Raw genomic sequence first — 26,058 nt, forward strand, 5'->3', positions numbered from 1 at the left:
CCGCCGGCCCCCCCCCCCCCCCCCGCCGCCCCCCCCCCCCCCCCCGCCCGGGCCCCCGGGGGGGGGGGGGGGGGGCGCCCGCCGGGCCCGGGGGGGGGGCGGGCCCCGGGGGGCCCCGCCCCACCGCCGTGGGTACGCGGCCGTACGGCCTCCGAGGGGCGTCAGCCGAGCTTCGAGACGTCGCGCACCGCGCCCTTGTCCGCGCTCGTCGCCATCGCCGCGTAGGCGCGCAGGGCCGCCGAGACCTTGCGGTCGCGGTTCTTCGGGGCGTAGACGCCGCCGAGGGCCGCGCGGCGGGCGGCGAGGGTGGCCTCGTCGACGAGGAGGTCGATCGAGCGGTTCGGGATGTCGATGCGGATGCGGTCGCCGTCCTCGACGAGCGCGATGGTGCCGCCCGACGCGGCCTCCGGGGAGGCGTGGCCGATGGAGAGGCCCGAGGTGCCGCCGGAGAAGCGCCCGTCGGTGACCAGGGCGCAGGTCTTGCCGAGGCCGCGGCCCTTGAGGAAGGAGGTGGGGTAGAGCATCTCCTGCATGCCGGGGCCGCCCTTGGGGCCCTCGTAGCGGATGACGACCACGTCACCGTCCTTGACCTGCTTGTTCAGGATCTTCTCGACGGCCTCCTCCTGCGACTCGCAGACGACGGCCGGACCCTCGAAGGTCCAGATCGACTCGTCGACGCCGGCGGTCTTCACCACGCAGCCGTCGACCGCGATGTTGCCGCGCAGCACGGCGAGGCCGCCGTCCTTGGAGTACGCGTGGGCCGCGTCGCGGATGCAGCCGGCCGCCGCGTCGGTGTCGAGGGTCTCCCAGCGCTCGGACTGGGAGAAGGCCTCGGCGGAGCGGACGCAGCCGGGGGCCGCGTGCCACAGCTCGACGGCCTCCTCGGCGGGCGAGCCGCCGCGGACGTCCCAGTTCTTCAGCCAGTCCGCCAGGGACGGGCTGTGCACGGCGTGCACGTCCTCGTTGAGCAGGCCCGCGCGGTGCAGCTCGCCGAGGATGGCGGGGATGCCGCCGGCCCGGTGCACGTCCTCCATGTAGTACGTGCCGCGCGGGGCGACGTTCGGGGCGACCTTGGCCAGGCACGGCACCCGGCGCGAGACCTCGTCCATGTCGCTCAGACCGTAGTCGAGCTCGGCCTCCTGCGCCGCGGCCAGCAGGTGCAGGATCGTGTTGGTGGAGCCGCCCATGGCGATGTCCAGCGCCATGGCGTTCTCGAAGGCGGCCTTCGTCGCGATGCTGCGCGGCAGGACGGAGGCGTCGTCCTCGTCGTAGTAGCGCCGGGTGATGTCCACGACCGTGCGGGCGGCGTTCTCGTAGAGGGCGCGGCGGGCGGTGTGGGTGGCCAGCGTCGAGCCGTTGCCCGGCAGGGAGAGGCCGATGGCCTCGGTCAGGCAGTTCATCGAGTTGGCGGTGAACATGCCGGAACAGGACCCGCAGGTCGGACAGGCGTTCTCCTCGATGCGGAGGATGTCCTCGTCCGAGACCTTGTCGTTGACGGCCTCGGAGATCGCGTCGACCAGGTCGAGCGTGCGGACCGTGCCGTCGACGAGCGTGGCGCGACCGGACTCCATCGGGCCGCCGGAGACGAAGACCGTCGGGATGTTGAGGCGCAGCGCGGCCATCAGCATGCCGGGGGTGATCTTGTCGCAGTTGGAGATGCAGATCAGGGCGTCGGCGCAGTGCGCCTCGACCATGTACTCCACGCTGTCCGCGATCAGGTCGCGGGAGGGCAGCGAGTAGAGCATGCCGCCGTGGCCCATGGCGATGCCGTCGTCGACGGCGATCGTGTTGAACTCGCGGGCGATGCCGCCGGCCGCGGTGATGGCCTCGGAGACGATCCGGCCGACCGGCTGGAGGTGGGTGTGGCCGGGGACGAACTCGGTGAAGGAGTTCGCCACCGCGATGATCGGCTTCCGTCCGATGTCCGCGCCCGGTACACCGGAGGCGCGCATAAGGGCGCGGGCGCCCGCCATGTTGCGGCCGTGGGTGACTGTGCGGGACCTCAGCTCGGGCATCGTCGCTCGCTCCTCGTGATGGGTGTGTCTGGAGTCGAGCGTACGCTCCCGCTCCAAGATCTGGACACGGGTGTCCGCATCGCGGACGCCCGGCTCGCTCCTCGGTCCCGGGGCCGGGCCGCCGGCCCGGCCCCGGGACCGCGGTGCCCGCCCGCTCAGCGCTCCGTCAGATAGCGCTGCAGCGTCGGCGCCACCTGCGCCACGATCGCCTCCGGGTCCGCCGAGGCCAGCGGCTCCACCCGGATCACGTACCGCAGGATCGCGATCCCGATCATGTGCGAGGCCGCCAGCTCCGCCCGGAACTTCGGGTCCGGCACGTCCAGCTCGGCGGCGATCCGTTCGAGCAGCCGGCGCAGCACGAAGCCGCGCAGCACCGTGGCCGCCGCCTCGTGGGTCAGCGCCGAGCGGATGATCGCGAGCAGCGGGGCCCGGGTCGCCGGGTTCTCCCAGACGCCGATGAAGAAGCGGGCCAAACGCTCCCCGATGGTCTCGCGCGGGCCGCCGACGATGGCCGGGACGACCGCCGCCGGCTCGAAGGAGACCTCGATGGCCGCCGCGAAGACCTCGTCCTTGGTGCCGAAGTAGTGGTGCACGAGCGCCGGGTCGACCCCGGCCGCCTTCGCGATCCCGCGCACCGAGGTCTTGTCGTACCCCCGCTCGGCGAACTGCCCGCGCGCCGCCTCCAGGATCCGTTCCCGCGCGCCCGGTCCGCTCTCCTCCGCGGCCGTACGGGAGGGGCGGCCGCGCCGCCGGGGCGCCGCGCCGGTGGTGCCCTCGCTCACGCGCGCGTGCCCCGCGAGGCGGCGGCCAGGTGGAGCCGGGTGAAGGCGAGGGCCTCGGCGAGGTCGGCCTCGCGTTCGGCGGAGGACATCGCGCGCCGGGTGTTGACCTCGATGACGACGTGCCCGTCGTAGCCGTTGCGGGCGAGGCGTTCGAGCAGCTCGGCGCAGGGCTGGGTGCCGCGGCCCGGCACCAGGTGCTCGTCCTTGGCCGAACCGCGGCCGTCGGCGAGGTGCACGTGCCCGAGGCGGTCGCCCATCCGGTCCACCATGGCGAGGGTGTCGGTGCGGGCGGTCGCGGTGTGCGACAGGTCGATCGTGAAGTGCCGGTAGTCGTCCTTGGTGACGTCCCACTCGGGGGCGTACGCGAGCATCTCGCGGTCCTTGTACCGCCAGGGGTACATGTTCTCCACGGCGAAGCGCACGTCCGTCTCGTCGGCCATCCGCCAGATGCCGGTGACGAAGTCCCGGGCGTACTGCCGCTGCCAGCGGAACGGCGGGTGCACGACCACGGTCGACGCGCCGAGCTGCTCGGCCGCCGCCCGGGCGCGCCGCAGCTTGACCCACGGGTCGGTGGACCAGACCCGCTGGGTGATCAGGAGGCAGGGGGCGTGCACGGCGAGGATCGGCACCTGGTGGTAGTCCGAGAGCCGGCGCAGCGCCTCGATGTCCTGGCTGACCGGATCGGTCCACACCATGACCTCGACGCCGTCGTAGCCGAGGCGCGCGGCGACCTCGAAGGCCGTCGCCGTCGACTCCGGATAGACCGAGGCCGTCGACAGCGCGACCTTCGCATCCGGGATGCGCACCGCTGGATCTGCCACGGAGACAGGGTACGGGGCGGGCCCGGGGCCCGGGGGGTGGTTCCGGTCACGCACGGGCCGGGACGCGGACGGGCCGGTGGCCGGGACGGTACGGGCCCGTCGCCGGCCCGCGCCCCCGGCCTGATCGGAAGGGACGGCCTACGGCAGGTGGTCCAGGCGCCGCAGGATCACGCCCTCGCGCAGCGCCCAGGGGCAGATCTCCAGGCGGTCCACGCCGAAGAGGTCCATCGCGCCCTCGGCGACCAGGGCGCCGGCCAGGAGCTGGGCGGCGCGGCCCTCGGAGACGCCGGGGAGGAGGGCGCGCTCGGGCGAGGACATGGCGGCGAGGCGCGGCACCCACTCCTCCAGGGCGGCCCGGGACAGGGTGCGCTGGACGTAGAGGCCTTCGCCGGAGCCGGGGGCGCCGGTGATCCGGGCGAGCTGCTTGAAGGTCTTCGAGGTGGCCACCACGTGGTCGGGCCGGCCGAAGCGGCTGAACTCGCCGACCGTCCGGGCGATCTGCGCCCGCACGTGCCGCCGCAGCGCCTTCACGTCGGCCGTGTCGGGCGGGTCGCCGGGCAGCCAGCCCTTGGTGAGCCGGCCGGCGCCCAGCGGCAGCGACACCGCCGCGTCGGGCTCCTCGTCGATACCGAAGGCGACCTCCAGGGAGCCGCCGCCGATGTCGAGGAGGAACAGCTTCCCCGCCGACCAGCCGAACCAGCGGCGGGCGGCCAGGAAGGTGAGCCGGGCCTCCTCGGCGCCGGTGAGGACCTGGAGCGCGATGCCGGTCTCCCGGTGCACCCGGGCCAGCACCTCGTCGGCGTTGCTGGCCTCGCGGACGGCGGAGGTGGCGAAGGGCAGGACCTCCTCGCAGCCCTTGTCCTCGGCGGCGGTCAGCGCCTCCCGGACGGTGTCGACGAGCCGCTCCACGCCCGCCTCCGCGATCGCGCCGCGCTCGTCGAGCAGCTCCGCGAGGCGCAGCTCCGCCTTGTGCGAGTGGGCGGGCAGCGGGCGCGCACCGGGGTGGGCGTCGACCACCAGCAGGTGCACCGTGTTCGAACCGACGTCGAGGACTCCGAGTCTCATGGACGGAAACGCTACTGCGCGCGCCGCATACGCTTGGTGTCGTGCCAAAGACGAAAAAGGCGAAGCCGGACAAAGGCGGTTCCGGCGTGAGCGCCGACGAGAGTGCCGCGCGGAGCGCGCGCGCCGCGCACGCGGCCAGGGCCGTGCAGGCCGTGAAGCCCGGCAAGGCCGGGAAGAAGCGCAAGGACGCCGAGCCCGACGAGAAGGGCCTGGACTTCCCGCGCGCGTGGGTGGAGTTCGCCGACCCGGACGACGAGGAACAGGTCTACCGCTGTGACCTGACCTGGCTCACCTCCCGCTGGACCTGCATCTTCGGCAACGGCTGCCAGGGCATCCAGGAGGGCCGGGCGGACGACGGCTGCTGCACGCTGGGCGCGCACTTCTCCGACGAGGACGACGAGAAGCGGGTCGCCGAGCACGTGGCGCGGCTGACGCCGGAGCTGTGGCAGTTCCACGACGTGGGCACCGAGAGCGGCTGGGTGCAGGTCGACGAGGACGGCGAGCGGCAGACCCGCCGCTGGCAGGGCTCGTGCGTCTTCCAGAACCGGCCCGGCTTCGCGGGCGGCGCGGGCTGCTCGCTGCACATTCTGGCGATGCGGGAGGGCCGGGAGCCGCTGGAGACCAAGCCGGACGTGTGCTGGCAGCTGCCGGTGCGGCGGACCTACGACTGGATCGAGCGGCCCGACGACACCAAGGTGCTCCAGGTGTCGATCGGCGAGTACGACCGGCGCGGCTGGGGCCCGGGCGGCCACGACCTGCACTGGTACTGCACGACGGCGAGCTCGGCGCACGTCGGCAAGGAGCCGGTGTACGTCTCGTACCGGCCCGAGCTGGTCGAGATGATGGGGCAGGCGGCGTACGACGTGCTGGTCGGCCTGTGCGAGGCGCGGCTGGCCTCGCAGCTCCCGCTGGTGGCGCCGCACCCGGCCGACCCCTCCTGATGCCGGCCCGGGCCTCCTGACGTCTCAGCCCGACGAGGGCGTCGGGTCCGTGCCGCCGCCCGGGCCGCCGGTGGCGGAGTCGGTCGGCTGCGGGGTGGGCTCGGAGGTCGGCGGCTCGGTCGTGGGCTCGGAGGTGGGCGGCGGGGTGGTCGGCTCGGTGGTGGGCGGGCCGGTCGGCGGCTCGCTGGTGGGCGGCGGGGTCGTCGGCTCGTCGGTGCGGGTCGGCGGCGGGGTCGTCGGCCGGGTCGTCGTGGGCGGCGGGACCGCCCCGTACCCGCTGATCCGCACCACCGCGCCCGAGGGGTTCACGCCCACCCGCGCGCTCCACGCGCCGACCGGTTCGCGGGAGCGGTCGACGAAGATCCGCACGGTCACCGACTCGCCCGGGCGCAGGGTGCCGGATGCCTGGCTCACGTACAGCCAGGGCGCGTCCGACCAGAGCGACCAGTCGGCGGGGGCGCCTCCCTCGTTGGTGACGGTGAGGAGGGTCGTTCCGCCGCTGCCGCGCGCGGTCACGGTGAGCCGGGCCTGACCGGGCTCACCGGGCGCGGCCGGGCTGCCGGGCGCGCCGGGGCTGATGACCTCGACGGAGACGTCCGGGGAGCGGCTGCCGCGGGTGAAGCGCGGGTCGGGGGTGGTGCGGGCGTTGCCGGTGTTCTCGTAGCGGTCGTACGGGCGCCGGGCGGTGCCGCCCTGGGTGTCGCCGCGCTCGTCGGCGTCGCGGGCGCTGATCCCGGGCCCGTCCTGGCCCTCGCCGCCGGCCGGGGTGCCGCGGTAGGAGGTCCACAGCGCGAGCACCGGCGCGGCGACGACCGCGGCGACCACGGTGGTGGTGACCGCGCGGGCGCGCATCCGGTCGCGGCGGGCGGCGTGGTCCTTCGGGTCCAGCGGGAAGCCGGTCGGGCCGAAGCGGGGCGCGCCGGACCGGGCGCGCGGGACGTGCAGCATCGCCACGTAGGCGGCGGCGCGCGGCGCCTCGACGATCGGGAGCCGGCCGGCCGGCAGGGCCGCGGCGCCCGGCCAGGGTCCGGCGGCGCCGGCCCGCTCGGCGGCCCGGCGGCAGCGTGGGCAGTCGTCCACGTGCCGCACCAGCTCGGCGCGGAGCGCCGCGGAGAGCAGCACCTGGTGGTCGCCGGTGAGCCGGGCCACGGTCGGGCAGTCGCCGGTCTCGACGACCGCGAGGGCGGCCCGGGTGCGCTCGACCTCGCAGCCCGCGGAGGACAGCAGCTCGCGGGCGGCGGCCGGGTCGAGCGAGAGGACGGCGGCGACCTCGCGGGCCCCGAGGCCGTGGCGCACCGCGAGCTCCAGGGCCTCGCGCTGCTCGGGCGTGGTGCCGGCGGCCTCCGGCCAGGCGAGGGCGGCGAGCTCGGCGCGGCGGCGCTCGGCGACCTCCGGGGAGACCCGGGGCGGGGCGGGCGCGGCGACCGCGGGGCGCCCGGTGTGGGCGCCCTGCCGGCGGCGGCGCTGCTCGCCGAGGCTGCGCAGACAGGCCCAGCGGGCCAGCGCGTAGAGCCAGGCCCGGCGGCCGCTCGCGTCGGAGGGGCAGCGGCCGTGGTGCCGCTCGGCGACGGCGAGGACGTCGCCGAGGACGGCGGTGGCGGTGTCGTGGTCGCAGAGCACCGAGAGGCAGTAGGTGAACAGGCCGTCCAGGTACTCCTCGTAGCGCGCGGGGGGTCGCCGGCCGAGGGTGCGGGGGCCTCCGGTGTTCCTGTCGGGTCGTTCCAGCCTGCTGCTCGTCACTGGGCGACCGTAGGCGGGCGCGCGGGGGCACTTCTCACCCCTTGCACACTTTTAATCCGTACGGGTGAAGCTATCGCCCGAAAGGGGACACCCGGGGGCCCGGCGCCCGCCGTGCGGTCCGGGGCGGGCCCCGGCCGGACGCCCGTTGTCAGTGGCGGCCGATACGGTGTCGCCCATGGCTGCTCGTACCAAAACCGCCAAGGACAGGCCGTCCTACCGCTGCACCGAGTGCGGCTGGCAGACCGCCAAATGGCTCGGCCGCTGCCCCGAGTGCCAGGCCTGGGGCACGGTCGAGGAGTACGGCGCGCCCGCCGTGCGGACCACGGCCGCCGGGCGGGTGTCGAGCGCCGCGCTGCCCATCGGGCAGGTCGACGGGCGGCAGGCGACCGCGCGCGGCACGGGCGTGGACGAGCTGGACCGGGTGCTGGGCGGCGGTCTGGTGCCCGGCGCGGTGGTGCTGATCGCGGGCGAGCCGGGCGTCGGCAAGTCGACGCTGCTGCTCGACGTGGCCGCGAAGGCCGCGAGCGACGAGCACCGCACCCTCTATGTGACGGGCGAGGAGTCCGCGAGCCAGGTCCGGCTGCGCGCCGACCGGATCAACGCGCTCAGCGACCACCTCTATCTGGCGGCCGAGACGGACCTGTCGGCCGTCCTCGCCCACCTGGACGAGGTGAAGCCCTCGCTGCTGATCCTCGACTCGGTGCAGACCGTGGCCTCCCCGGAGATCGACGGCGCGCCCGGCGGCATGGCGCAGGTCCGCGAGGTGGCCGGCGCGCTGATCCGGGCGTCGAAGGAGCGGGGCATGTCCACGCTGCTCGTCGGCCACGTCACGAAGGACGGCGCCATCGCGGGCCCGCGGCTCCTGGAGCACCTGGTCGACGTGGTGCTGCACTTCGAGGGCGACCGGCACGCGCGGCTGCGCCTGGTCCGGGGCGTGAAGAACAGGTACGGGGCGACGGACGAGGTCGGCTGCTTCGAGCTGCACGACGAGGGCATCACGGGGCTCGCCGACCCGTCCGGGCTCTTCCTGACCCGGCGGGACGTGGCGGTGCCGGGCACCTGTCTGACGGTGACGCTGGAGGGCCGGCGGCCGCTGGTGGCCGAGGTGCAGGCGCTGACGGTGGACTCGCAGATCCCCTCGCCGCGCCGGACCACCTCCGGTCTGGAGACCTCCCGGGTGTCGATGATGCTGGCCGTCCTGGAGCAGCGGGGCCGGATCAGCGCGCTGGGCAAGCGGGACATCTACAGCGCGACGGTGGGCGGCGTGAAGCTGTCGGAGCCGGCCGCGGACCTGGCCATCGCGCTCGCCCTGGCGTCGGCGGCGAGCGACACCCCGCTGCCGAAGAACCTGGTCGCGATCGGCGAGGTGGGCCTGGCGGGCGAGGTGCGGCGGGTGACCGGCGTGCAGCGGCGCCTCGCGGAGGCGCACCGGCTCGGCTTCACCCACGCGCTCGTGCCGGCCGACCCGGGGAAGGTGCCGCCGGGCATGAAGGTCACCGAGGTCGCGGACATGGGCGACGCCCTGCGGGTGCTGCCGCGCGGCCGCCGCCCGCGCGCCGAGGCGGAGGAGCGCGGCTAGGGCCTGTCCGGTGTGGGGGGCTGCGGCGGGCCCTCCGGTGGGGCTTCGCGGTGTGCGGGCGCGAAGGGCTTGCGGCGCGGGGCCCTGGGCGGCGGGGCGGTGTCGCTAGACTTTGCCCTGGTCTCGCCCATCCGTACGAGCCGGAGGAGTCTAGTGGCAGCCAAGGACAACGAGGCACTGATGCGTGCGTCGCTCAGCGCCGTCGCCCCCGGCACCGCCCTCCGCGACGGGCTCGAACGCATTCTCCGCGGCAACACCGGCGGTCTGATCGTGCTCGGCATGGACAAGACCGTCGAGTCGATGTGCACCGGCGGTTTCGTCATCGACGTGGACTTCACCGCGACCCGGCTGCGCGAGCTGTGCAAGCTCGACGGGGCGATCGTCCTCGACAAGGACATCTCCAAGATCCTGCGGGCCGGCGTGCAGCTGGTGCCGGACGCGTCGATCCCCACCGAGGAGACCGGCACCCGGCACCGCACCGCCGACCGGGTCTCCAAGCAGTGCGGCTTCCCCGTCGTCTCGGTCTCGCAGTCGATGCGCCTGATCGCCCTGTACGTGAACGGCGAGCGCCGGGTCCTGGAGGAGTCGGGCGCGATCCTGTCCCGCGCCAACCAGGCCCTGGCCACGCTGGAGCGGTACAAGCTGCGCCTGGACGAGGTGGCCGGCACGCTCTCCGCCCTGGAGATCGAGGACCTGGTGACCGTCCGGGACGTGACCGCGGTCGCGCAGCGCCTGGAGATGGTGCGCCGGATCGCCACCGAGATCGCCGAGTACGTGGTGGAGCTGGGCACCGACGGCCGGCTGCTGTCGCTCCAGCTGGACGAGCTGATCGCGGGCGTGGAGCCGGAGCGCGAGCTGGTCATCCGCGACTACGTGCCGGAGCCGACGGCCAAGCGCTCGCGCACGGTCCCGGAGGCGCTGACCGAGCTGGACGCGCTGACCCACGCCGAGCTCCTGGAGCTGCCCATAGTGGCCCGCGCCCTCGGCTACAGCGGCTCCATGGAGACCCTGGACTCGGCGGTCTCGCCGCGCGGCTACCGGCTGCTCGCGAAGGTGCCGCGGCTGCCCGGCGCGATCATCGAGCGGCTCGTGGAGCACTTCGGCGGGCTGCAGAAGCTGCTCGCGGCGAGCGTGGACGACCTCCAGACCGTCGACGGCGTCGGCGAGGCGCGGGCGCGCAGCGTCCGCGAGGGCCTGTCGCGGCTCGCGGAGTCCTCGATCCTGGAGCGCTACGTCTGATCCGCCGCCCCACCGGCCCCACCGTTCCCGCACGAAGAGGCCCCGGGAGGAATCCCGGGGCCTCTTCGCGTGCGCGCGGACCGTGCGGGCGGCGACCGGCGCGCTCAGTCCTTGTCGAGGCGGAAGGCCACCGGCGTCACCTTCACGCCCGGCACCGCGGCCTCCACCAGGTAGTTGCCCGGGGCGGCCTCGCCGGCCGGGGCGCTCGCGCACTGCGGGGCGCTGCGCCGGCGGTCCCACTCCACGGTGTGGGTGATGGTGCCGCGGGCCGGGACCTTGAGGAGCAGCGGGGCGGGGGCGGCCGGGCAGTCCTTGGAGGACCACAGCACGCCCTTGGTGTCCCGGACCGTCAACACCGCGTTCTTCGGGCCGAGATCGGTCTTGCAGTCGGCGGCCGAGGTGTTCTTGACGGTCAGCAGGAAGCGTGGCTTCTCGCCCGGGCCGTAGGCGAGTTCGGCGCTGCGGAAGGTCAACTGCAGAGCGCCGGGAGCGCAGTTCGGCAGCGGGGAATTGGCCGGAACCTGCTGTCCGGCCCCGGTGCCGGCGCCGCCGTCGCCGCCCGCGCCGTCCGTGTCGCCGTTCTTGCCGCCGGCCGCGGCGCCGGAATCCGCGCCGCCCGCGCCCGCGTCCGTACCGCCGTCACCGGAGCCCGAACCGTCGCCGCCCGCGCTGTCGGAGGCGCCCGAGTCTCCCGACTCGTCGCGTCCGCCGGGCTGTTGGCTGATCGCCGGGCCGGTGCCGGACGGGCCGGGGGTGATGGAGGGGGCGGGCTTGGCGCCGTTGGCGGCGTCGTCGTTCTTCTTGCCCCCGCCGCCGTCACCGGAGGTGACGGCCCACACCGCGAGCAGCGCGAGCAGGGCAACCAGGCACAGCGCCACGGCCCTCCGACGCCAGTAGATGGAGGAGGGAAGCGGCCCGACCGGATTGCGCAGTGATCCCACGTCACGAACCTTACGAGAGATCGGGGCCAACTCCCGCCCCCCATGCCGCTCCAGGCACCAAGTTTTGCCGATGATCACATCCGCACCGGGTCCGGCCCCCGTCCGCACCCCCTACTTTCGTCGGGGAGAGCTCTCGCCGATGGGCCGGAGCGGTGCGCTCCGGGCGCCGGATACCGTCATCCACCATGGACAACCTCCCCCTCCTCTCCGACGGGCTGTACCGCGACGTCAGCGAGTTCGCCCACACCACCCCGCACTGGTTCCAGAAGATCGCGGAGGTGTGGACCGAACTCGGGCTGCTGCTCTTCGGCGTGCTGTTCGTGGCCGGCTGGTGGCGGTCCCGGCGCGGCTCCTCGGACGCCATGGCCCTGGCGCTGCTCGCCCCGCTCGCGACCGCCTTCGGTTACGTGGTGAGCGAGGGCCTCAAGTCCCTGGTGGACGAGGAGCGTCCGTGCCGGGCGGTGGCCGGGGCGCCGGCCTCGCTCGTCACCTGCCCGCCGCACGGCGACTGGTCCTTCCCGAGCAACCACTCGGCGATCGCTGGGGCCGCCGCGGTCGCGCTCGCGCTGTCCTGGCGCGGGATGGTGTGGCTGACCGCGCCGATGGCGCTCCTGATGGCCTTCTCCCGGGTCTTCGTCGGCGTGCACTACCCGCACGACGTGACGGTCGGCCTGCTGGTCGGCGGCGCGGTCGCGTTCGTGGTCGTGAAGGCGGGCCGGCGCCCGGTGCTCGCTCTGGTGGAGGCGGCCCGGGCGGGCCGCAACGGCGCGGTGGTGTGGTGCGTGGGCCGCGGGGTGCGCTCGCGCACCACCGCGCGCCCCGAGGGCGTGCGCCACGGCGCGCGCTGATCGCCCGCGGAACGTGCCAGGATCGGAGGTGCCATGACTTCCATCGACGCCTCCTCCTCCCGCGCCGCCGCGCCCGCCGCCGCGCCCGCCGCTCCGCACGACGCCCCGCCCGCCGCGTACGAGGGATCGCCCGCCGCGCTGCACGGGCCCGTCCTCGCCTGGTTCGACCGGCACGCCCGCGACCTGCCGTGGCGCCGCCCCGAGGCCGGGGCGTGGGGTGTGATGGTCAGCGAGTTCATGCTCCAGCAGACCCCGGTGGTGCGGGTGCTCCCGGTGTACGAGCAGTGGCTGGCGCGCTGGCCGCGCCCGGCCGACCTGGCGGCCGAGGCGCCGGGCGAGGCGGTGCGGGCCTGGGGCCGGCTCGGCTATCCGCGCCGGGCGCTGCGGCTGCACGCGGCGGCGGTGGCGATAAAGGAGCGGCACGGCGGCGACGTGCCGAGCGAGCACGCGCAACTGCTCGCGCTGCCGGGGATCGGCGAGTACACCGCGGCGGCGGTGGCCTCCTTCGCGTACGGGCAGCGGCACGCGGTGCTCGACACGAACGTGCGGCGGGTGTTCGCGCGGGCGGCGACCGGCGTGCAGTACCCGCCGAACGCGACCACGGCCGCCGAGCGCCGGCTGGCCCGGGCGCTGCTGCCCGAGGACGAGGCGACGGCGGCCCGCTGGGCGGCGGCCTCCATGGAGCTGGGCGCCCTGGTGTGCACGGCGAAGAACGAGGACTGCGGGCGCTGTCCGCTCGCCGAGCGGTGCGCCTGGCTGGCCGCCGGCAAGCCCGCCCACGACGGGCCGCCGCGCCGCGGCCAGACCTACGCGGGCACCGACCGGCAGGTGCGGGGCAAGCTGCTCGCCGTGCTGCGCGAGGCCGTGGACCCGGTGCCGCAGGCCGCGCTCGACGCGGTGTGGGACGAGCCGGTGCAGCGGGCCCGGGCCCTGGACGGCCTGGTCGCGGACGGCCTCGTGGAGCCCCTGGAGGGCGGCCGCTACCGGCTCCCGCTGGGCTGACGCCGCCGCCCGCCGGGGCCCGTACCCCCGACCGATCCGTACATCCCTCGCCCGCTTCCCCGCCCGGCCTTCGATCCGAAGGAAGCGGAACCTTTCCATCCGCTGTTACACAACCGATGGGTAGCCGTGCGTTTGCCGACGGCTGCCCCGCACAGCCTCGTGACAACCGCTCCGTAGCGTCGTCGGCGTAAGAGATCGGAACACGATCGGGACAGCGATCAGGACAGCGATCAGGGCTGGTCACGGGGATCGGAGGCGGTTCGGGATGGCGCACGGCGAGGTGCTCGATTTCGAGGAGTACGTACGCACGCGGCAGGACGCGCTGCTGCGCAGCGCCCGCCGGCTGGTGCCCGACCCGGTGGACGCCCAGGACCTGCTCCAGACCGCGCTGGTGCGCACCTACGGGCGCTGGGACGGCATCGCCGACAAGTCGCTCGCCGACGCCTACCTCCGCCGGGTCATGATCAACACCCGGACCGAGTGGTGGCGGGCCCGCAAGCTGGAGGAGGTGCCCACCGAGCAGCTGCCCGACGCGCGCGTCGAGGACGCCACCGAGCAGCACGCCGACCGGGCCCTGCTCATGGACATCCTGAAGGTGCTCGCGCCCAAGCAGCGCAGCGTGGTCGTGCTGCGCCACTGGGAACAGATGAGCACCGAGGAAACGGCCGCCGCGCTCGGCATGTCGACCGGTACGGTGAAGAGCACGCTCCACCGCGCCCTGGCCCGACTGCGCCAGGAGCTGGAGAGCCGGGCCGCCGAGGGCGACCCCCGGGCCCTGGACGCCGGCGTCCTGGAGCGGAGCACGACCGTACGAGGCGACGAGCGGAAGCAGGAGCGGTGCGCGGCCTGAGATCGGCTGGTTCCAAGGCCACCAGGGAACGGGCGGCGAGCGGCACGGCGATGGCCGGCCTCGCCGCCCTCGGGCTGCTCGTGGCCGGCTGCTCCACCGGCGGCACCGGTTCGCGCGACGAGGGCGCGGCCCGGTCCGACGAGGTGGCCTCGACGGCCCCGGCCACCCCCAAGCCCTCCGGCTCGTCCAGCGAGGAGGCGGCCCGCAAGGCCAAGCGGGTGGACCCGATCGCGCTGATCAAGAACGACCCGAAGATCGGCGGGCGCCTGAAGGCCGACCTCAAGCCGTGCACCGCCGACGCCTACCCGGTGGACACCTCGTACGGCAACCTCACCAACTCCTCCTCGCCCGACGTCGTGGTCAACGTGATGACCTGCGGCGACGCCGTGGGCATCGGCACCTACGTGTACCGCGAGGAGAACAACGCGTACCGCAACGTCTTCATGGCCGAGGACGCGGCGGTGTACGGGACGATCGACCGGGGGGACCTGATCGTCACCAAGCAGGTGTACGCGAAGGGCGACCCGGTCGCCTTTCCCTCGGGCGAGGACGTGATCACGTACCGCTGGGCCGGGAGCGGCTTCGTCCAGCACGACTGGGTGCACAACGACTACAGCAAGGCCGTCGGCGACGGGGACGTGGGCGGCAGCGTGCCCGCCCCCAGCGAGGCCCCGTCGAACTGACCCACCCCCCACGGCACCACCCCTGCCAGGAAGGCGCACCATGGCCGAGACCCATGTCCTGTTCGTCGAGGACGACGACGTCATCCGTGAGGCCACCCAGCTCGCCCTGGAGCGGGACGGCTTCACGGTGACCGCCATGCCCGACGGCCTGTCCGGACTGGAGGCCTTCCGCGCGGACCGGCCCGACATCGCGCTCCTGGACGTGATGCTGCCCGGCATGGACGGCGTGAGCCTGTGCCGGCGGATCCGCGACGAGTCGACCGTGCCGGTGATCATGCTGTCGGCGCGGGCCGATTCCATCGACGTCGTCCTCGGCCTGGAGGCCGGCGCCGACGACTACGTCACCAAGCCCTTCGACGGCTCCGTCCTGATGGCCCGGATCCGTGCCGTGCTGCGCCGCTTCGGGCACGCCGGCGGCAGCGGCGCGGGCGACTCCGGGGCGGCCGGCGCCGAGTGCGGGGTGCTCGTCTTCGGCGACCTGGAGGTCGACACGGAGGGCATGGAGGTGCGCCGGGCGGGCGCGCCGGTCGCCCTCACCCCCACCGAGATGCGGCTCCTGCTGGAGTTCTCCTCGGCGCCCGGCACCGTGCTGTCCCGCGACAAGCTCCTGGAGCGGGTCTGGGACTACGGCTGGGGCGGCGACACCCGGGTCGTGGACGTGCACGTGCAGCGGCTGCGCACCAAGATCGGCCAGGACCGGATCGAGACGGTCCGCGGTTTCGGCTACAAGCTCAAGGGATGAGACGGTTCAGCCGGAGGAGAGCCCTCCGCACCGGGGTCCGCTGGAAGATCGCCGTCGCCATCGCGGCGGTCGGCGCGCTGGTCGCGGTCACCCTCAGCCTCGTCGTGCACAACGCGGCCCGGGTCTCCATGCTCGACAACGCCCGTGACGTGCAGATGTGGCGGCTGGTCTTCGCCCAGCGGGTGTACGAGACCTCCAAGCCGAAGGAGCCGCGCTTCGGCACCAAGATCAACGACCCGGCGCTGCCGCCCCAGCTCGACCAGCTGATGCGCGACGGCCGGCGCGGCACGTACGTCCAGGAGCACGGCAGCGGCCCGCCGGACGTGTGGGCGGCCGTGCCGCTCGCCAACGGCGACGTGCTCTCGCTCCACGTGCCCTTCGCCGACCGCAGCGCCGCGATCATGAAGGACCTGGACCGGGCGCTGATCATCGGCTCGGTCTCGGTGGTCTTCGGCGGCTGCGCGCTCGGGGTGCTCATCGGCGGGCAGCTGTCGAGGCGGCTGCGCAAGGCCGCCGCGGCGGCCGGCCGGGTCGCCCAGGGCAACACCGAGGTGCGGGTGCGCGAGGCCATCGGCGGCATGGTGCGCGACGAGACCGACGAGCTGGCCCGCGCCGTGGACGCCCTCACCGACGCCCTCAACGAGCGGATCGAGGCCGAGCGGCGGGTCACCGCCGACATCGCGCACGAGCTGCGCACCCCGGTGACCGGGCTGCTCACCGCGGCCGAGCTGCTGCCGCCCGGCCGTCCGACCGAGCTCGTCCGGGACCGGGCCCAGGCCATGCGGACGCTGGTCGAGGACGTCCTGGAGGTGGCCCGGCTCGACAGCGCCTCGGAGCGGGCCGAGCTCCAGGAGATCGCGCTCGGCGAGTTCGTCGAGCGCCGGGTGCGGGCGCTGGACCCGGAGGCGGTGGTCCGGGTGGTCCACGAGTCCTGGGTCAACACCGACCCGCGCCGCCTCGAACGGATCCTCGGCAACCTGCTGGCCAACGCCGCCAAGCACGGCAAGGGCCCGGGGCCCGTGGAGGTCACCGTCGAGGGCCGGGTGGTGCGGGTCAGGGACCACGGTCCCGGCTTCCCCGAGGCGCTCCTGAAGGAGGGCCCGAGCCGCTTCCGTACGGGCAGCAGCGACCGCGCGGGCCAGGGCCACGGCCTGGGCCTGACCATCGCGACCGGCCAGGCCCGGGTCCTCGGCGCCCGCCTCACCTTCCGCAACGCCGCCCCCGAGGGCACCCCGGACGGGGCCGGCGGCGCGGTCGCGGTGCTGTGGCTCCCGGAGCACGCGCCGACGACCACGGGCAGCTTCCCGGTGCTGCGGTTCGCCGACTGAGCGCCCGGGCCCCTCGCCCGTACGACGACGGCCCCCGGTGTCCCTGAGGACACCGGGGGCCGTTCGGCTGCCGGACGCGGCGCGGCGGGGGTCCGCCCGCGGGGCGCGGCCGCTAGGCGGTCTTCGCCGTCTCGTCGGCCTTGGTGAGCTGCGGGCCCTGGTCCTGCCCGGTCCCGGTCTCGTCCTTCTTCGGGAGGCCGGTGCCGCGCAGCGCCACCTCCTTCACGAAGAAGGCGAGGACGAAGGCGGCGACGGACACGATCGCGCCGACCAGGAAGGCCGAGTGGGTGCCCGCGGCGACCGCGTGCTGGTAGGCCTCGCGGAGCGCGGCCGGCAGCTTCGCCAGGCTGGCGGCGTCGAGCTGGGCCGAGCGGGCGGTCGCGGCGCCGCCGCCGCGGGCGGCCATCTCGTTCTGCACCTGGTGGTTGAAGAGCGCGCCCATGATCGCGACGCCGAAGGAGGAGCCCAGGGTCCGGAAGAGGGTGGTCGAGGACGAGGCCACGCCCATGTCCTTCATCTCGACGCTGTTCTGCGCGACCAGCATCGTGATCTGCATGAGGAAGCCCATGCCGGCGCCGAGCACGGCCATGTAGACGCCGGAGACCAGGCGGGTGGTGCCGGTGTCCATGGTGGACAGCAGGTACAGGCCGACGACCATGGCCGCGCCGCCGAGGATCGGGAAGATCTTGTACTTGCCGCTGCTGGTGGTGACCCGGCCGGCGATCATCGAGACGACCATCATCGACAGCAGCATCGGCAGGAGCAGCAGGCCGGAGTTGGTCGCGGAGGCGCCCTGCACGGACTGCTGGAACAGCGGCAGGAAGAGCACCGCGCCGAACATCACGAAGCCGGTGAGGAAGCCGATCACGGACATCAGGGTGAAGTTGCGGCTGCGGAAGATGTGCAGCGGCATGATCGGGTCGGTCGCGCGGGTCTCGACGAAGAGGAAGGCCGCGAGGGCGAGGACGCCGCCGACGGCGAGGCCGACGATGGTGGCCGAGCCCCAGGCGTACTCGGTGCCGCCCCAGGTGGTGACCAGGACGATCGCGGTGATGCCGAGGGTCAGCAGCGCGGCGCCGAGGAAGTCGATCCGGGTGCCGGCGGCGCGCTCCTTCTTCGGCAGGTGGAGCACGGTGGCGAGCATCGCGAGCGCGACGGCGCCCAGCGGCAGGTTGATGTAGAAGGACCAGCGCCAGCCCCAGTGGTCGGTGATGGTGCCGCCGACCAGCGGTCCGCCGATCATGGCGAGCGCCATGATGCCGGCCATCATGCCCTGGTACTTGCCGCGGTCCCGGGGCGGGATCAGGTCGCCGATGATCGCCATGACGCCGACCATCAGTCCGCCGGCGCCCAGGCCCTGCACGGCGCGGAAGCCGATGAGCTGGCCCATGTCCTGGGCCATGCCGCTGAGCGCGGAGCCGATCAGGAAGATCACGATCGAGGTCAGGAAGACGCTCTTGCGCCCGAACATGTCGCCGAGCTTGCCCCAGATCGGGGTCGAGGCGGCGGTGGCCAGGGTGTAGGCGGTGACGACCCAGGAGAGGTGCTCCAGGCCGCCCAGCTCGCCCACGATGGTCGGCATCGCGGTGCCGATGATCATGTTGTCGAGCATCGCGAGCAGCATCGCGATCATGAGGGCGAGGAGGACCACCCGAACACTGCGCGCGGGTGCGGCCTCCCCCTCGGCTGCCTCGGGTGGTGTCACTGTGGTCGTCATGTCGTCCCCTTGGTTCACTTACTTGCCGCCCGGCTAGTTACTACACTGGGGAAAGTAGACCCGTAACTAGCCGGTCGTCAAGTAAGTTTTGTGTGTCAGCGAGGGAAACGAGAGACATGGCCCAGGCACGAGGCAACACCCGCCAGCGCATCCAGGACGTGGCCCTCGAACTCTTCGCCGAGCAGGGCTACGAGAAGACCTCGCTGCGCGAGATCGCGGAACGGCTGGACGTCACGAAGGCGGCGCTCTACTACCACTTCAAGACCAAGGAAGACATCATCATCGGGATCTTCCAGGACCTGGCGCGCCCGATCGACGAGCTGGTGGCCTGGGCGGCCGAGCAGCCGCGCACCCTGGAGACCCGGCAGGAGATCCTGCGGCGCTACCACAAGGCACTGCTGGCCGCCGCCCCGCTCTTCCGCTTCATGCACGAGAACCAGGCGACCGTGCGCGACCTGAGCATCGGGCTCACCTTCAAGGAGCGCTTCATCGCGCTCAACGAGTTCGTCCAGGAACCCGAGGCGCCGATCAAGGACAAGGTGCGCGCGGTCAGCGCGATCTTCGCGCTGCACGCGGGCACCTTCTTCATGCAGAACGTCGAGGGCGACCCCGAGGAGAAGCAGAATGCCGTCCTCGAGGTCGCCCTCGATCTCATCGAGCAGGCCGCGCGGGGCGCGTAGCTCGTCAGCGTCAGATGGAGACGCCGTGGGACCGCAGGAAGGCGGCCGGGTTCACGGCGGAGCCGTAGTTCGGGGTGGTGCGGATCTCGAAGTGCAGGTGCGGGCCGGAGGAGTTGCCGGTGTTGCCCGAGAGGGCGATCTGCTGACCGGCGGCGACCTTCTGGCCGATGCGGACCTTGATCTTCGACAGGTGGGCGTACTGCGAGTACGTGCCGTTGCCGTGCTTCACGACGATCGCGTTGCCGTACGCGGGGCCGTCGCCGCCGCCGTACGGGCCGGCCTTCACGACGGTGCCGGCGCCGGCGGCCTTGACCGGGGTGCCGACCGGAACGGCGAAGTCCTGGCCGGAGTGCTTGTGGGCCCACATCGCGCCGCCCTGGTTGAAGGTGGCGGACAGGGTGTAGGAGCTGACCGGCTTCACCCAGGAAGCGGCCTTCTTGGCGGCGGTCGCCTTGACGACCTTCGCGGCCTTCGCCTTGGCGGCGGCGGCCTTGAGCTGAGCGGCCTTGGCCTGCGCGGCCTTGACCTGGGCGGCCTTCACCTGGGCGGCGACCTTGGCCTGGGTGGCGGCCTGCTGGGCGACGGCGGCGGACGCGGCGACGTTCGTGGTGCCCGCGACGGCGGCCTTGCCCTCGGCGGCGAACGCGGAGCCGGCTCCGGCCACCAGCGACGCTCCCAGACCCGCGGCGGCGAGGGCGACGGCGGTGGTGCGGATGCTGGGCTTCGTGACGCGCTTCGACATACGGGGGAGAACCTCCGGACAGAACGGGACCCGGCACCAGAGCGGTCGGCGCCGGGCTTGCTCATCCTTGGTAACCCGGACCCCCAGCCGGGGTAAAACACCCCAACTACGACATTGCGTCGTAGCGATCTCCCCGGGAATTCCCCTCGGGACCCCTCCGGAGCAGGGGGGTGAAATCGGACAAAGCGCCCCGAGGAAACCCGTTTAACCGCACGTCGCCGTCACCCCGGACCGCCCGGAACGCCCGCCCGCGCCCGCTTCCGTCCCATCCGGGACCTTCGTCCCCTTGGTTGACCGCTGAACGGCCCCCGTCCCGGGCCAGACCACCACTATTCCGGCTAGTACCGTCGAAAACGCCTGTGCGCCTTGTCACCACGCGCCCCCGGCCAATGCGACCTGGGTCACGCGACGGACCGGCCGGAACTCCCTCCGCACCCGCTCCGCCCGCACTAGCTTCCGAGGCATGACCGACACCACGCCCGTGATCGAACTGGCCGACGCCATCGCCTCCGTACGCGACGAACTGCTGACGGCCGCCCACCGCGCCACCGGCCACCCCGTCTCCTTCGAGGTCGGCGACATCGAGATGGAGTTCACCGTCGAGCTCCGCAAGGAGGCGAAGGCCGGCGGCAAGGTGAAGGCCTGGGTCGTCGAGGCCGGCGCCGACGCGAGCCGCTCCCGGGGCGAGACCCACCGGGTCTCCTTCACCCTGAAGCCGCGGAACGCGGCGACCGGCGGGGCGTGGCTGGTGGGGAACGAGGAAGGGGCCGACCTCTCCGGCTTCGGCGCACCCGTCGACGGGACCGAGCGCCGGTGAGCCTCCGCCACGCCCGCTCCACCGGCTCCGGCCGGTTCCTCCCGTCCGCCCGCTCCGCGCTCGCGGTCCTCGGCGGGCAGCAGGGCAGCGGGGTCCTCGTCGCCCCGGACCTGGTGCTGACCAGCGCCCATGTCGTGGGCGACGCCTTCAGCGCCCGGGCCGCCGCTCCCGGCCTGCCGCCGGCGGAGTTACGGGTGGTCTGGGTGGACCACGCCCTCGACGCCGCCCTGCTGCGCTCCGCCGAGCCGCTCGGCCCCACCCCCACCCTCAGCAGGCTCGCCACCGACCGCCCGATCCACGGCTGCGAGATCCTCGGCTACCCGCGGATCCAGCGCTACGAGGGCCTCAAACTGGACCTCGACCAGCTGACCGGCACCGTGCTCCCCTTGGCCGGCCAGGTGCGCCGGGTCCTCACCGTCGAGCTGGACCACCCGCCGGTGGCCGCCGAGGACCCGGACGGCCCCTCGCCGCTGGCGGGCCTCTCCGGCGCCCCCGTCTTCGCCGCCGACGGCCTCCTCGGCATCGTGCGCTCGGTCCCCCGCGGGCGCGGCCACCGCCGCCTGGAGTGCGTCCCGCTGGCCACCGTCACGACCCAGGAATCCGTCCGGCCCTGGCTCCCCGGCGCCCTGCTGGCCCCGGTCGACGAACACCCGGCCGACCGGCGGCACGAGAAGGAGTACGCCGAGGCCGTCGGCGCCGCCTACCGCCGCACCCGGATCTTCGGCCTGGACGAGCTCGGCAAGCGCGCCTCCGAGTGGGACCTCGACACCGCCTACATCTCCCTGGAGGCCGCCGCCCCGGGCCGGGACGGCGTGCCCGTCCCCCAGCGGATCGACGAGCTGCTCGGCCCCCGGCCCCGGGTTCTGCTGCGCGGCGACGCCGGCGCCGGGAAGACCACCCTGGTGTGGTGGCTGGCCGCGCACGCCGCCGCCGGGACGCTCGGGCCCGGGCTCGCCGAGCTCAACGGGCTCGTCCCCTTCGTCGTCCCGCTGCGCTCCCTGCGGGCCCGGGACGCCCCCTTCCCCTCCCCCGGCGAGCTGCCCGGCGTCGCCGGGCTCATGATCGACCCCGCCCCCGAGGGCTGGGCCGGCCGGGTGCTGGCAGCCGGGCGCGCCCTGCTGCTCGTCGACGGCCTGGACGAGGTGACCCAGGACGACCGCGACGAGGCCCACCGCTGGCTCGGCGGCCTGCTCGCCCGCTACCCGCAGACCCGTTGCGTGGCGACCGTGCGCCCGCACGCCGTCGCCCCCGACTGGCTGGGCGGCGAGCGCTTCGAGGAGCTGACCCTGCTCCCGCTGCGCGGCGAGGACATCCAGGCCTTCGTCACCGCCTGGCACGACGCCGCCCGCCTCGACGCGGACCCCCGGGAGCGGGCCGCCCTCGACGGGCTCGAACGGGACCTCGCCCAGCAGTTCCGCCACAACCCCAACCTCGCCGAGCTGGCCCGTACCCCCCTGCTGTGCGCCGTGATCTGCGCCCTGCACCGGATACGGGAGGGCTTCCTGCCCGAGACCCGCTGGGAGCTCTACGACTCCGCCCTCACCATGCTGCTCGGCACCCGCGACGAACGCCGCCGGGTCGGCTCCCCCGACGGGATCCGCATGTCGGTGGAGGAGCACCAGGAGCTGCTCCAGCGCCTGGCGGCCTGGCTGGTGCGGGCCGGTCAGACCGAGTTCACCCGGGACCAGGCCCTCCAGCGCCTGGAGCGGGCCCTGCCCGGCATGCCCCGGGTCCGGGACCAGGGCACGCCCGAGGAGGTCCTCACCCACGTCATCAACCGCAGCGGCCTCCTCCAGGAGCGCACGAACGACGTCTTCCAGTTCGCCCACCGCACCTTCCAGGACTTCCTGGCCGCGAAGGAGTTCGTCGAGGACGACTCGCTGCGCGAGGCGCTGCGCCACGCCCACGACCAGCAGTGGCACGACGTCCTGCTGCTGGCCGCCGGGCACTGCAAGCGGCGCGAGCTGCCGGTCCTGGTCGAGGGCCTGCTGGAGGCGGGCTCCGCGACGCGGCGGCGGGACCTGAAGACGACGCTGTACGTGATGGCGGCGCTGGCCGCCCAGCACAGGCCGTGGCTGGAGGAGGGGCTGCGGCGGCGGGTGGAGAAGGCGGTGCGGTCGGTGATCCCGCCGCGGAACCGGGACCAGCTCGCCCAGCTCGCCCGGTTGGGCGGATGGGTGCTGCCGCTGCTGCCGGCACCGGAGCAGATCACCCCCGACGCCCTCGACATGGTCACCGCGCTGATCGCCTCGGTCGGCGGCGACGAGGCCCTGCCCTATGCCCGGGCCTTCGCGGAGGCGGGCCACTCGGAGTGGTTCGTCAACCAGTGGAGCGCGTTCCCTGCGGAGGGCTTCGCCCGGGACGTGCTGGCCCACCTGGGGGAGGCACAGAGCCTGGTCGTCGAGACGGCGCAGCAGCTGCGGCTCGTGGGCAGCCTTCCGGGGGCCACCGGCTTCCTGCTGCTCGGCGACTTCACGGAGGACGACCTCGTCCGGCACCTGGGCGGCCGGGCCCTCACCTACCTGGGGCTCTGCGGGGCGCCGGTCGACCTCGCGGTGCTGCGGGCGCTGGACTGCTCCCGGCTCGTCAACGTGGTCATCATGACCCGGTCACCCGGGATCGGCCTCGGCCCGCTGGCCGAGCTGCCCGCGCTCCGTTACCTCACGGTGGACATGCCGCCGAACGGCGGAGGGCTGGACCTCACCCCGCTCCGGGCCATGCCCGGGCTCCAGGTCACCGTCCACGGCGTCGCCCGCCGCCTGCTCGTCGGCGCCGACGCCTTCGGCGACCGCCTCACCGTCGCGTAGCGAAAGGGGCGGCCCCGGGACCGTTTCCGGTTCCGGGGCCGCCCCTTGGTGCGCTATCGGCTCAGCGGCCTCAGGTCACGCTTCCTTGGACAGGTTCGGACCCGCGCCGCCCGCCGCCTCGATCGGAGGGACGTCCGGGAGGGCCGACTTCTCCTCGCCGCGGAAGGTGAACTTCCGCTCCTCGCCGTCGCCCTCCGTGTCCACGACCACGATGTGGCCGGGGCGCAGGTCGCCGAAGAGGATCTTTTCCGAGAGGGTGTCCTCGATCTCGCGCTGGATCGTCCGGCGGAGCGGACGGGCGCCGAGCACGGGGTCGTAACCCTTCTTCGCGAGGAGCTCCTTCGCGGTCTGGGAGAGCTCGATGCCCATGTCCCGGTCCTTGAGGCGCTCGTCGACGCGGCTGATCATGAGGTCGACGATCTGGAGGATGTCGTCCTGGGTCAGCTGCGGGAAGACGATGATGTCGTCCACACGGTTGAGGAACTCCGGGCGGAAGTGCTGCTTCAGCTCGTCGCTGACCTTCGCCTTCATCCGCTCGTAGTTGGACTTCGTGTCGCCCTGGGCCGCGAAGCCCAGGTTGAAGCCCTTCGAGATGTCCCTGGTCCCGAGGTTGGTCGTCATGATGATGACCGTGTTCTTGAAGTCCACGACCCGGCCCTGGGAGTCGGTCAGACGACCGTCCTCCAGGATCTGGAGAAGGGAATTGAAGATATCGGGGTGGGCCTTCTCGACCTCGTCGAAGAGAACCACGGAGAACGGCTTGCGGCGCACCTTCTCGGTGAGCTGGCCGCCCTCTTCGTAGCCCACGTATCCGGGCGGGGAGCCGAAGAGACGCGAGACGGTGTGCTTCTCGCTGAACTCCGACATGTCGAGGGAGATCATCGCGTCCTCGTCGCCGAAGAGGAATTCGGCGAGCGCCTTGGACAGCTCGGTCTTACCGACGCCGGACGGGCCGGCGAAGATGAACGAGCCACCGGGACGCTTCGGGTCCTTCAGACCCGCGCGGGTGCGGCGGATCGCCCGGGACAGACCGATGACGGCGTCCTTCTGGCCGATGACGCGCTTGTGGAGCTCGTCCTCCATGCGGAGCAGACGCGAGGACTCCTCCTCGGTCAGCTTGAAGACCGGGATGCCGGTGGCGGTCGCGAGGACCTCGGCGATCAGCTCGCCGTCGACCTCGGCGACGACGTCCATGTCGCCGGCCTTCCACTCCTTCTCCCGCTTGGTCTTCGCGGCGAGGAGCTGCTTCTCCTTGTCGCGGAGCGACGCGGCCTTCTCGAAGTCCTGCGAGTCGATCGCGGACTCCTTGTCCCGGCGGACGGAGGCGATCTTCTCGTCGAACTCGCGGAGGTCCGGCGGCGCGGTCATCCGGCGGATGCGCATCCGGGAGCCGGCCTCGTCGATCAGGTCGATCGCCTTGTCCGGCAGGAAGCGGTCCGAGATGTAGCGGTCGGCCAGGGTGGCGGCCTGGACCAGGGCCTCGTCCGTGATGGAGACCCGGTGGTGGGCCTCGTAACGGTCGCGCAGACCCTTGAGGATCTCGATCGTGTGCGGCAGCGACGGCTCGGCGACCTGGATGGGCTGGAAGCGGCGCTCGAGGGCGGCGTCCTTCTCCAGGTACTTCCGGTACTCGTCGAGGGTGGTGGCACCGATGGTCTGGAGCTCACCGCGGGCCAGCATCGGCTTGAGGATGCTGGCGGCGTCGATCGCGCCCTCGGCGGCACCCGCACCCACCAGGGTGTGGAGCTCGTCGATGAACAGGATGATGTCGCCGCGGGTGCGGATCTCCTTGAGGACCTTCTTCAGGCGCTCCTCGAAGTCACCGCGGTACCGGGAGCCGGCGACCAGCGCGCCGAGGTCCAGGGTGTAGAGGTGCTTGTCCTTGAGGGTCTCGGGCACCTCGCCCTTGACGATGGCCTGCGCCAGGCCCTCGACGACCGCCGTCTTGCCGACGCCGGGCTCGCCGATGAGGACCGGGTTGTTCTTGGTCCGGCGGGACAGCACCTGCATGACCCGCTCGATCTCCTTCTCGCGCCCGATGACCGGGTCGAGCTTGGACTCGCGGGCCGCCTGGGTGAGGTTGCGGCCGAACTGGTCGAGGACCAGGGACGTCGAGGGGGTGCCCTCGGCAGGACCGCCGGCGGTGGCGGCTTCCTTGCCCTGGTAGCCGGAGAGCAGCTGGATGACCTGCTGCCGGACCCGGTTGAGATCGGCGCCCAGCTTCACGAGGACCTGGGCGGCGACGCCCTCGCCCTCGCGGATCAGGCCGAGCAGGATGTGCTCGGTGCCGATGTAGTTGTGGCCGAGCTGGAGGGCCTCCCGGAGCGACAGCTCCAGGACCTTCTTGGCACGAGGGGTGAAGGGGATGTGCCCGGACGGGGCCTGCTGGCCCTGGCCGATGATCTCCTCCACCTGCTGGCGGACCGCCTCGAGCGAAATCCCGAGGCTCTCCAGGGCCTTAGCGGCGACACCCTCACCCTCGTGGATAAGGCCCAGGAGGATGTGCTCGGTGCCGATGTAGTTGTGGTTGAGCATCCGGGCTTCTTCCTGAGCCAGGACGACAACCCGCCGCGCGCGGTCGGTGAACCTCTCGAACATCGTTAATCGCTCCTCAGAGCGGTCAGTCAGTTAGGGGTCGATCCCCTCCCTGTCCTTCCGCAGCTTAGTCCCGCAAGCGGGGACCGCTCATTCCAACTGCCGACATCCGTCCGGATCACCC

General features: G+C 73.3%; 21 protein-coding genes. 12 read left to right on the forward strand and 9 right to left on the reverse strand.

What is annotated here, in order from left to right:
• Positions 1 to 161: 161 nt before the first annotated feature.
• From ilvD to ACIGW2_RS10590, 4 genes are all read right to left on the reverse strand, one after another.
• Positions 162 to 2,015, reverse strand: coding sequence for a dihydroxy-acid dehydratase (gene ilvD / locus ACIGW2_RS10575; protein WP_391656731.1), 1,854 nt, complete (start codon positions 2,013 to 2,015; stop codon positions 162 to 164).
• Positions 2,016 to 2,170: 155 nt separating this feature from the next.
• Complete coding sequence (locus ACIGW2_RS10580; RefSeq protein ID WP_361589388.1) at positions 2,171 to 2,797, reverse strand: TetR family transcriptional regulator; 627 nt, start codon at positions 2,795 to 2,797, stop codon at positions 2,171 to 2,173.
• The gene (locus ACIGW2_RS10585) at positions 2,794 to 3,618 is read right to left on the reverse strand and encodes a sugar phosphate isomerase/epimerase family protein (RefSeq protein WP_399842766.1); all 825 of its coding nucleotides are present in this window, start codon (positions 3,616 to 3,618) and stop codon (positions 2,794 to 2,796) included. Before ACIGW2_RS10585 ends, ACIGW2_RS10580 begins: the two co-directional genes overlap by 4 nt.
• Positions 3,619 to 3,756: 138 nt before the next feature.
• Positions 3,757 to 4,683: a Ppx/GppA family phosphatase gene (locus tag ACIGW2_RS10590; protein ID WP_399842769.1), complete on the reverse strand. Its 927-nt coding sequence runs from the start codon at positions 4,681 to 4,683 to the stop codon at positions 3,757 to 3,759.
• A gap of 143 nt (positions 4,684 to 4,826) precedes the next feature.
• Between ACIGW2_RS10590 and ACIGW2_RS10595 the strand changes: the two genes are divergently transcribed.
• Positions 4,827 to 5,624, forward strand: coding sequence for a hypothetical protein (locus ACIGW2_RS10595; RefSeq protein WP_391656755.1), 798 nt, complete (start codon positions 4,827 to 4,829; stop codon positions 5,622 to 5,624).
• Between the two features lie 24 nt (positions 5,625 to 5,648).
• Here the strand turns inward: ACIGW2_RS10595 and ACIGW2_RS10600 are convergent, their stop codons facing one another.
• Positions 5,649 to 7,364 (reverse strand): hypothetical protein, encoded by a 1,716-nt coding sequence (locus ACIGW2_RS10600; RefSeq protein ID WP_391656735.1) that lies wholly within the window; start codon positions 7,362 to 7,364, stop codon positions 5,649 to 5,651.
• A 175-nt stretch (positions 7,365 to 7,539) separates the two neighbouring features.
• Between ACIGW2_RS10600 and radA the strand changes: the two genes are divergently transcribed.
• Together radA and disA are read left to right on the forward strand one after the other, a co-directional pair.
• On the forward strand, positions 7,540 to 8,943 hold the full coding sequence (gene radA, locus ACIGW2_RS10605; RefSeq protein ID WP_361589399.1) for a DNA repair protein RadA: 1,404 nt from the start codon (positions 7,540 to 7,542) through the stop codon (positions 8,941 to 8,943).
• Between the two features lie 180 nt (positions 8,944 to 9,123).
• Entirely contained in the window at positions 9,124 to 10,182 is a 1,059-nt protein-coding gene (gene disA, locus ACIGW2_RS10610; protein WP_361589546.1) for a DNA integrity scanning diadenylate cyclase DisA, read from the forward strand.
• A 104-nt stretch (positions 10,183 to 10,286) separates the two neighbouring features.
• Here the strand turns inward: disA and ACIGW2_RS10615 are convergent, their stop codons facing one another.
• Entirely contained in the window at positions 10,287 to 11,123 is an 837-nt protein-coding gene (locus ACIGW2_RS10615; RefSeq protein ID WP_391656736.1) for a hypothetical protein, read from the reverse strand.
• Positions 11,124 to 11,308: 185 nt separating this feature from the next.
• On the opposite strand from ACIGW2_RS10615, the gene ACIGW2_RS10620 reads away from it, so the two are divergent.
• The 6 genes from ACIGW2_RS10620 (at position 11,309) to cseC (ending at position 16,576) form a co-directional block, all read left to right on the forward strand.
• Positions 11,309 to 11,971, forward strand: a complete 663-nt coding sequence (locus tag ACIGW2_RS10620) for a phosphatase PAP2 family protein (protein WP_391656737.1) — start codon at positions 11,309 to 11,311, stop codon at positions 11,969 to 11,971.
• 33 nt (positions 11,972 to 12,004) lie between these two features.
• Positions 12,005 to 12,973, forward strand: coding sequence for an A/G-specific adenine glycosylase (locus tag ACIGW2_RS10625; protein ID WP_361589408.1), 969 nt, complete (start codon positions 12,005 to 12,007; stop codon positions 12,971 to 12,973).
• A 265-nt stretch (positions 12,974 to 13,238) separates the two neighbouring features.
• Complete coding sequence (locus ACIGW2_RS10630; protein WP_391656738.1) at positions 13,239 to 13,823, forward strand: SigE family RNA polymerase sigma factor; 585 nt, start codon at positions 13,239 to 13,241, stop codon at positions 13,821 to 13,823.
• Positions 13,811 to 14,506, forward strand: coding sequence for a hypothetical protein (locus tag ACIGW2_RS10635; protein ID WP_361589413.1), 696 nt, complete (start codon positions 13,811 to 13,813; stop codon positions 14,504 to 14,506). The genes ACIGW2_RS10630 and ACIGW2_RS10635 overlap by 13 nt, the downstream gene beginning before the upstream one ends.
• A gap of 40 nt (positions 14,507 to 14,546) precedes the next feature.
• On the forward strand, positions 14,547 to 15,248 hold the full coding sequence (cseB, locus tag ACIGW2_RS10640) for a two-component system response regulator CseB (RefSeq protein WP_391656739.1): 702 nt from the start codon (positions 14,547 to 14,549) through the stop codon (positions 15,246 to 15,248).
• On the forward strand, positions 15,245 to 16,576 hold the full coding sequence (gene cseC, locus ACIGW2_RS10645; RefSeq protein WP_399842775.1) for a two-component system sensor histidine kinase CseC: 1,332 nt from the start codon (positions 15,245 to 15,247) through the stop codon (positions 16,574 to 16,576). The genes cseB and cseC overlap by 4 nt, the downstream gene beginning before the upstream one ends.
• A gap of 112 nt (positions 16,577 to 16,688) precedes the next feature.
• Here the strand turns inward: cseC and ACIGW2_RS10650 are convergent, their stop codons facing one another.
• A complete protein-coding gene (locus tag ACIGW2_RS10650; RefSeq protein WP_391656741.1) occupies positions 16,689 to 18,293 on the reverse strand; it encodes an MDR family MFS transporter in 1,605 nt (534 codons plus the stop codon).
• A 116-nt stretch (positions 18,294 to 18,409) separates the two neighbouring features.
• Here ACIGW2_RS10650 and ACIGW2_RS10655 point away from each other — a divergent pair, with 116 nt between their 5' ends.
• A complete protein-coding gene (locus ACIGW2_RS10655) occupies positions 18,410 to 18,973 on the forward strand; it encodes a helix-turn-helix domain-containing protein (RefSeq protein WP_356066330.1) in 564 nt (187 codons plus the stop codon).
• Between the two features lie 10 nt (positions 18,974 to 18,983).
• On the opposite strand, the gene ACIGW2_RS10660 is transcribed toward ACIGW2_RS10655, so the two are convergent.
• Positions 18,984 to 19,715, reverse strand: a complete 732-nt coding sequence (locus tag ACIGW2_RS10660) for a M23 family metallopeptidase (RefSeq protein WP_391656742.1) — start codon at positions 19,713 to 19,715, stop codon at positions 18,984 to 18,986.
• A gap of 463 nt (positions 19,716 to 20,178) precedes the next feature.
• On the opposite strand from ACIGW2_RS10660, the gene ACIGW2_RS10665 reads away from it, so the two are divergent.
• Positions 20,179 to 20,532: a trypco2 family protein gene (locus tag ACIGW2_RS10665; RefSeq protein ID WP_399842780.1), complete on the forward strand. Its 354-nt coding sequence runs from the start codon at positions 20,179 to 20,181 to the stop codon at positions 20,530 to 20,532.
• Positions 20,529 to 23,339 (forward strand): NACHT domain-containing protein, encoded by a 2,811-nt coding sequence (locus ACIGW2_RS10670; protein ID WP_399842783.1) that lies wholly within the window; start codon positions 20,529 to 20,531, stop codon positions 23,337 to 23,339. Before ACIGW2_RS10665 ends, ACIGW2_RS10670 begins: the two co-directional genes overlap by 4 nt.
• Before the next feature lie 75 nt (positions 23,340 to 23,414).
• On the opposite strand, the gene ACIGW2_RS10675 is transcribed toward ACIGW2_RS10670, so the two are convergent.
• Complete coding sequence (locus ACIGW2_RS10675; protein WP_356066342.1) at positions 23,415 to 25,937, reverse strand: ATP-dependent Clp protease ATP-binding subunit; 2,523 nt, start codon at positions 25,935 to 25,937, stop codon at positions 23,415 to 23,417.
• Between the last annotated feature and the right edge of the window lie 121 nt (positions 25,938 to 26,058).

This window comes from Streptomyces sp. NPDC053541, from assembly GCF_044544705.1.
Lineage (GTDB): Bacteria > Actinomycetota > Actinomycetes > Streptomycetales > Streptomycetaceae > Streptomyces.

Coding starts and splice junctions, on each gene's coding strand:
- ACIGW2_RS10590 (WP_399842769.1), bottom strand. CDS start 4,683: ATGAGACTCGGAGTCCTCGACGTCGGTTCGAACACGGTGCACCTGCTG.
- cseB (WP_391656739.1), top strand. CDS start 14,547: ATGGCCGAGACCCATGTCCTGTTCGTCGAGGACGACGACGTCATCCGT.
- ACIGW2_RS10650 (WP_391656741.1), bottom strand. CDS start 18,293: ATGACGACCACAGTGACACCACCCGAGGCAGCCGAGGGGGAGGCCGCA.
- ACIGW2_RS10665 (WP_399842780.1), top strand. CDS start 20,179: ATGACCGACACCACGCCCGTGATCGAACTGGCCGACGCCATCGCCTCC.
- ACIGW2_RS10655 (WP_356066330.1), top strand. CDS start 18,410: ATGGCCCAGGCACGAGGCAACACCCGCCAGCGCATCCAGGACGTGGCC.
- ACIGW2_RS10630 (WP_391656738.1), top strand. CDS start 13,239: ATGGCGCACGGCGAGGTGCTCGATTTCGAGGAGTACGTACGCACGCGG.
- ACIGW2_RS10620 (WP_391656737.1), top strand. CDS start 11,309: ATGGACAACCTCCCCCTCCTCTCCGACGGGCTGTACCGCGACGTCAGC.
- ACIGW2_RS10625 (WP_361589408.1), top strand. CDS start 12,005: ATGACTTCCATCGACGCCTCCTCCTCCCGCGCCGCCGCGCCCGCCGCC.
- disA (WP_361589546.1), top strand. CDS start 9,124: ATGCGTGCGTCGCTCAGCGCCGTCGCCCCCGGCACCGCCCTCCGCGAC.
- ACIGW2_RS10660 (WP_391656742.1), bottom strand. CDS start 19,715: ATGTCGAAGCGCGTCACGAAGCCCAGCATCCGCACCACCGCCGTCGCC.
- cseC (WP_399842775.1), top strand. CDS start 15,245: ATGAGACGGTTCAGCCGGAGGAGAGCCCTCCGCACCGGGGTCCGCTGG.
- radA (WP_361589399.1), top strand. CDS start 7,540: ATGGCTGCTCGTACCAAAACCGCCAAGGACAGGCCGTCCTACCGCTGC.
- ilvD (WP_391656731.1), bottom strand. CDS start 2,015: ATGCCCGAGCTGAGGTCCCGCACAGTCACCCACGGCCGCAACATGGCG.
- ACIGW2_RS10675 (WP_356066342.1), bottom strand. CDS start 25,937: ATGTTCGAGAGGTTCACCGACCGCGCGCGGCGGGTTGTCGTCCTGGCT.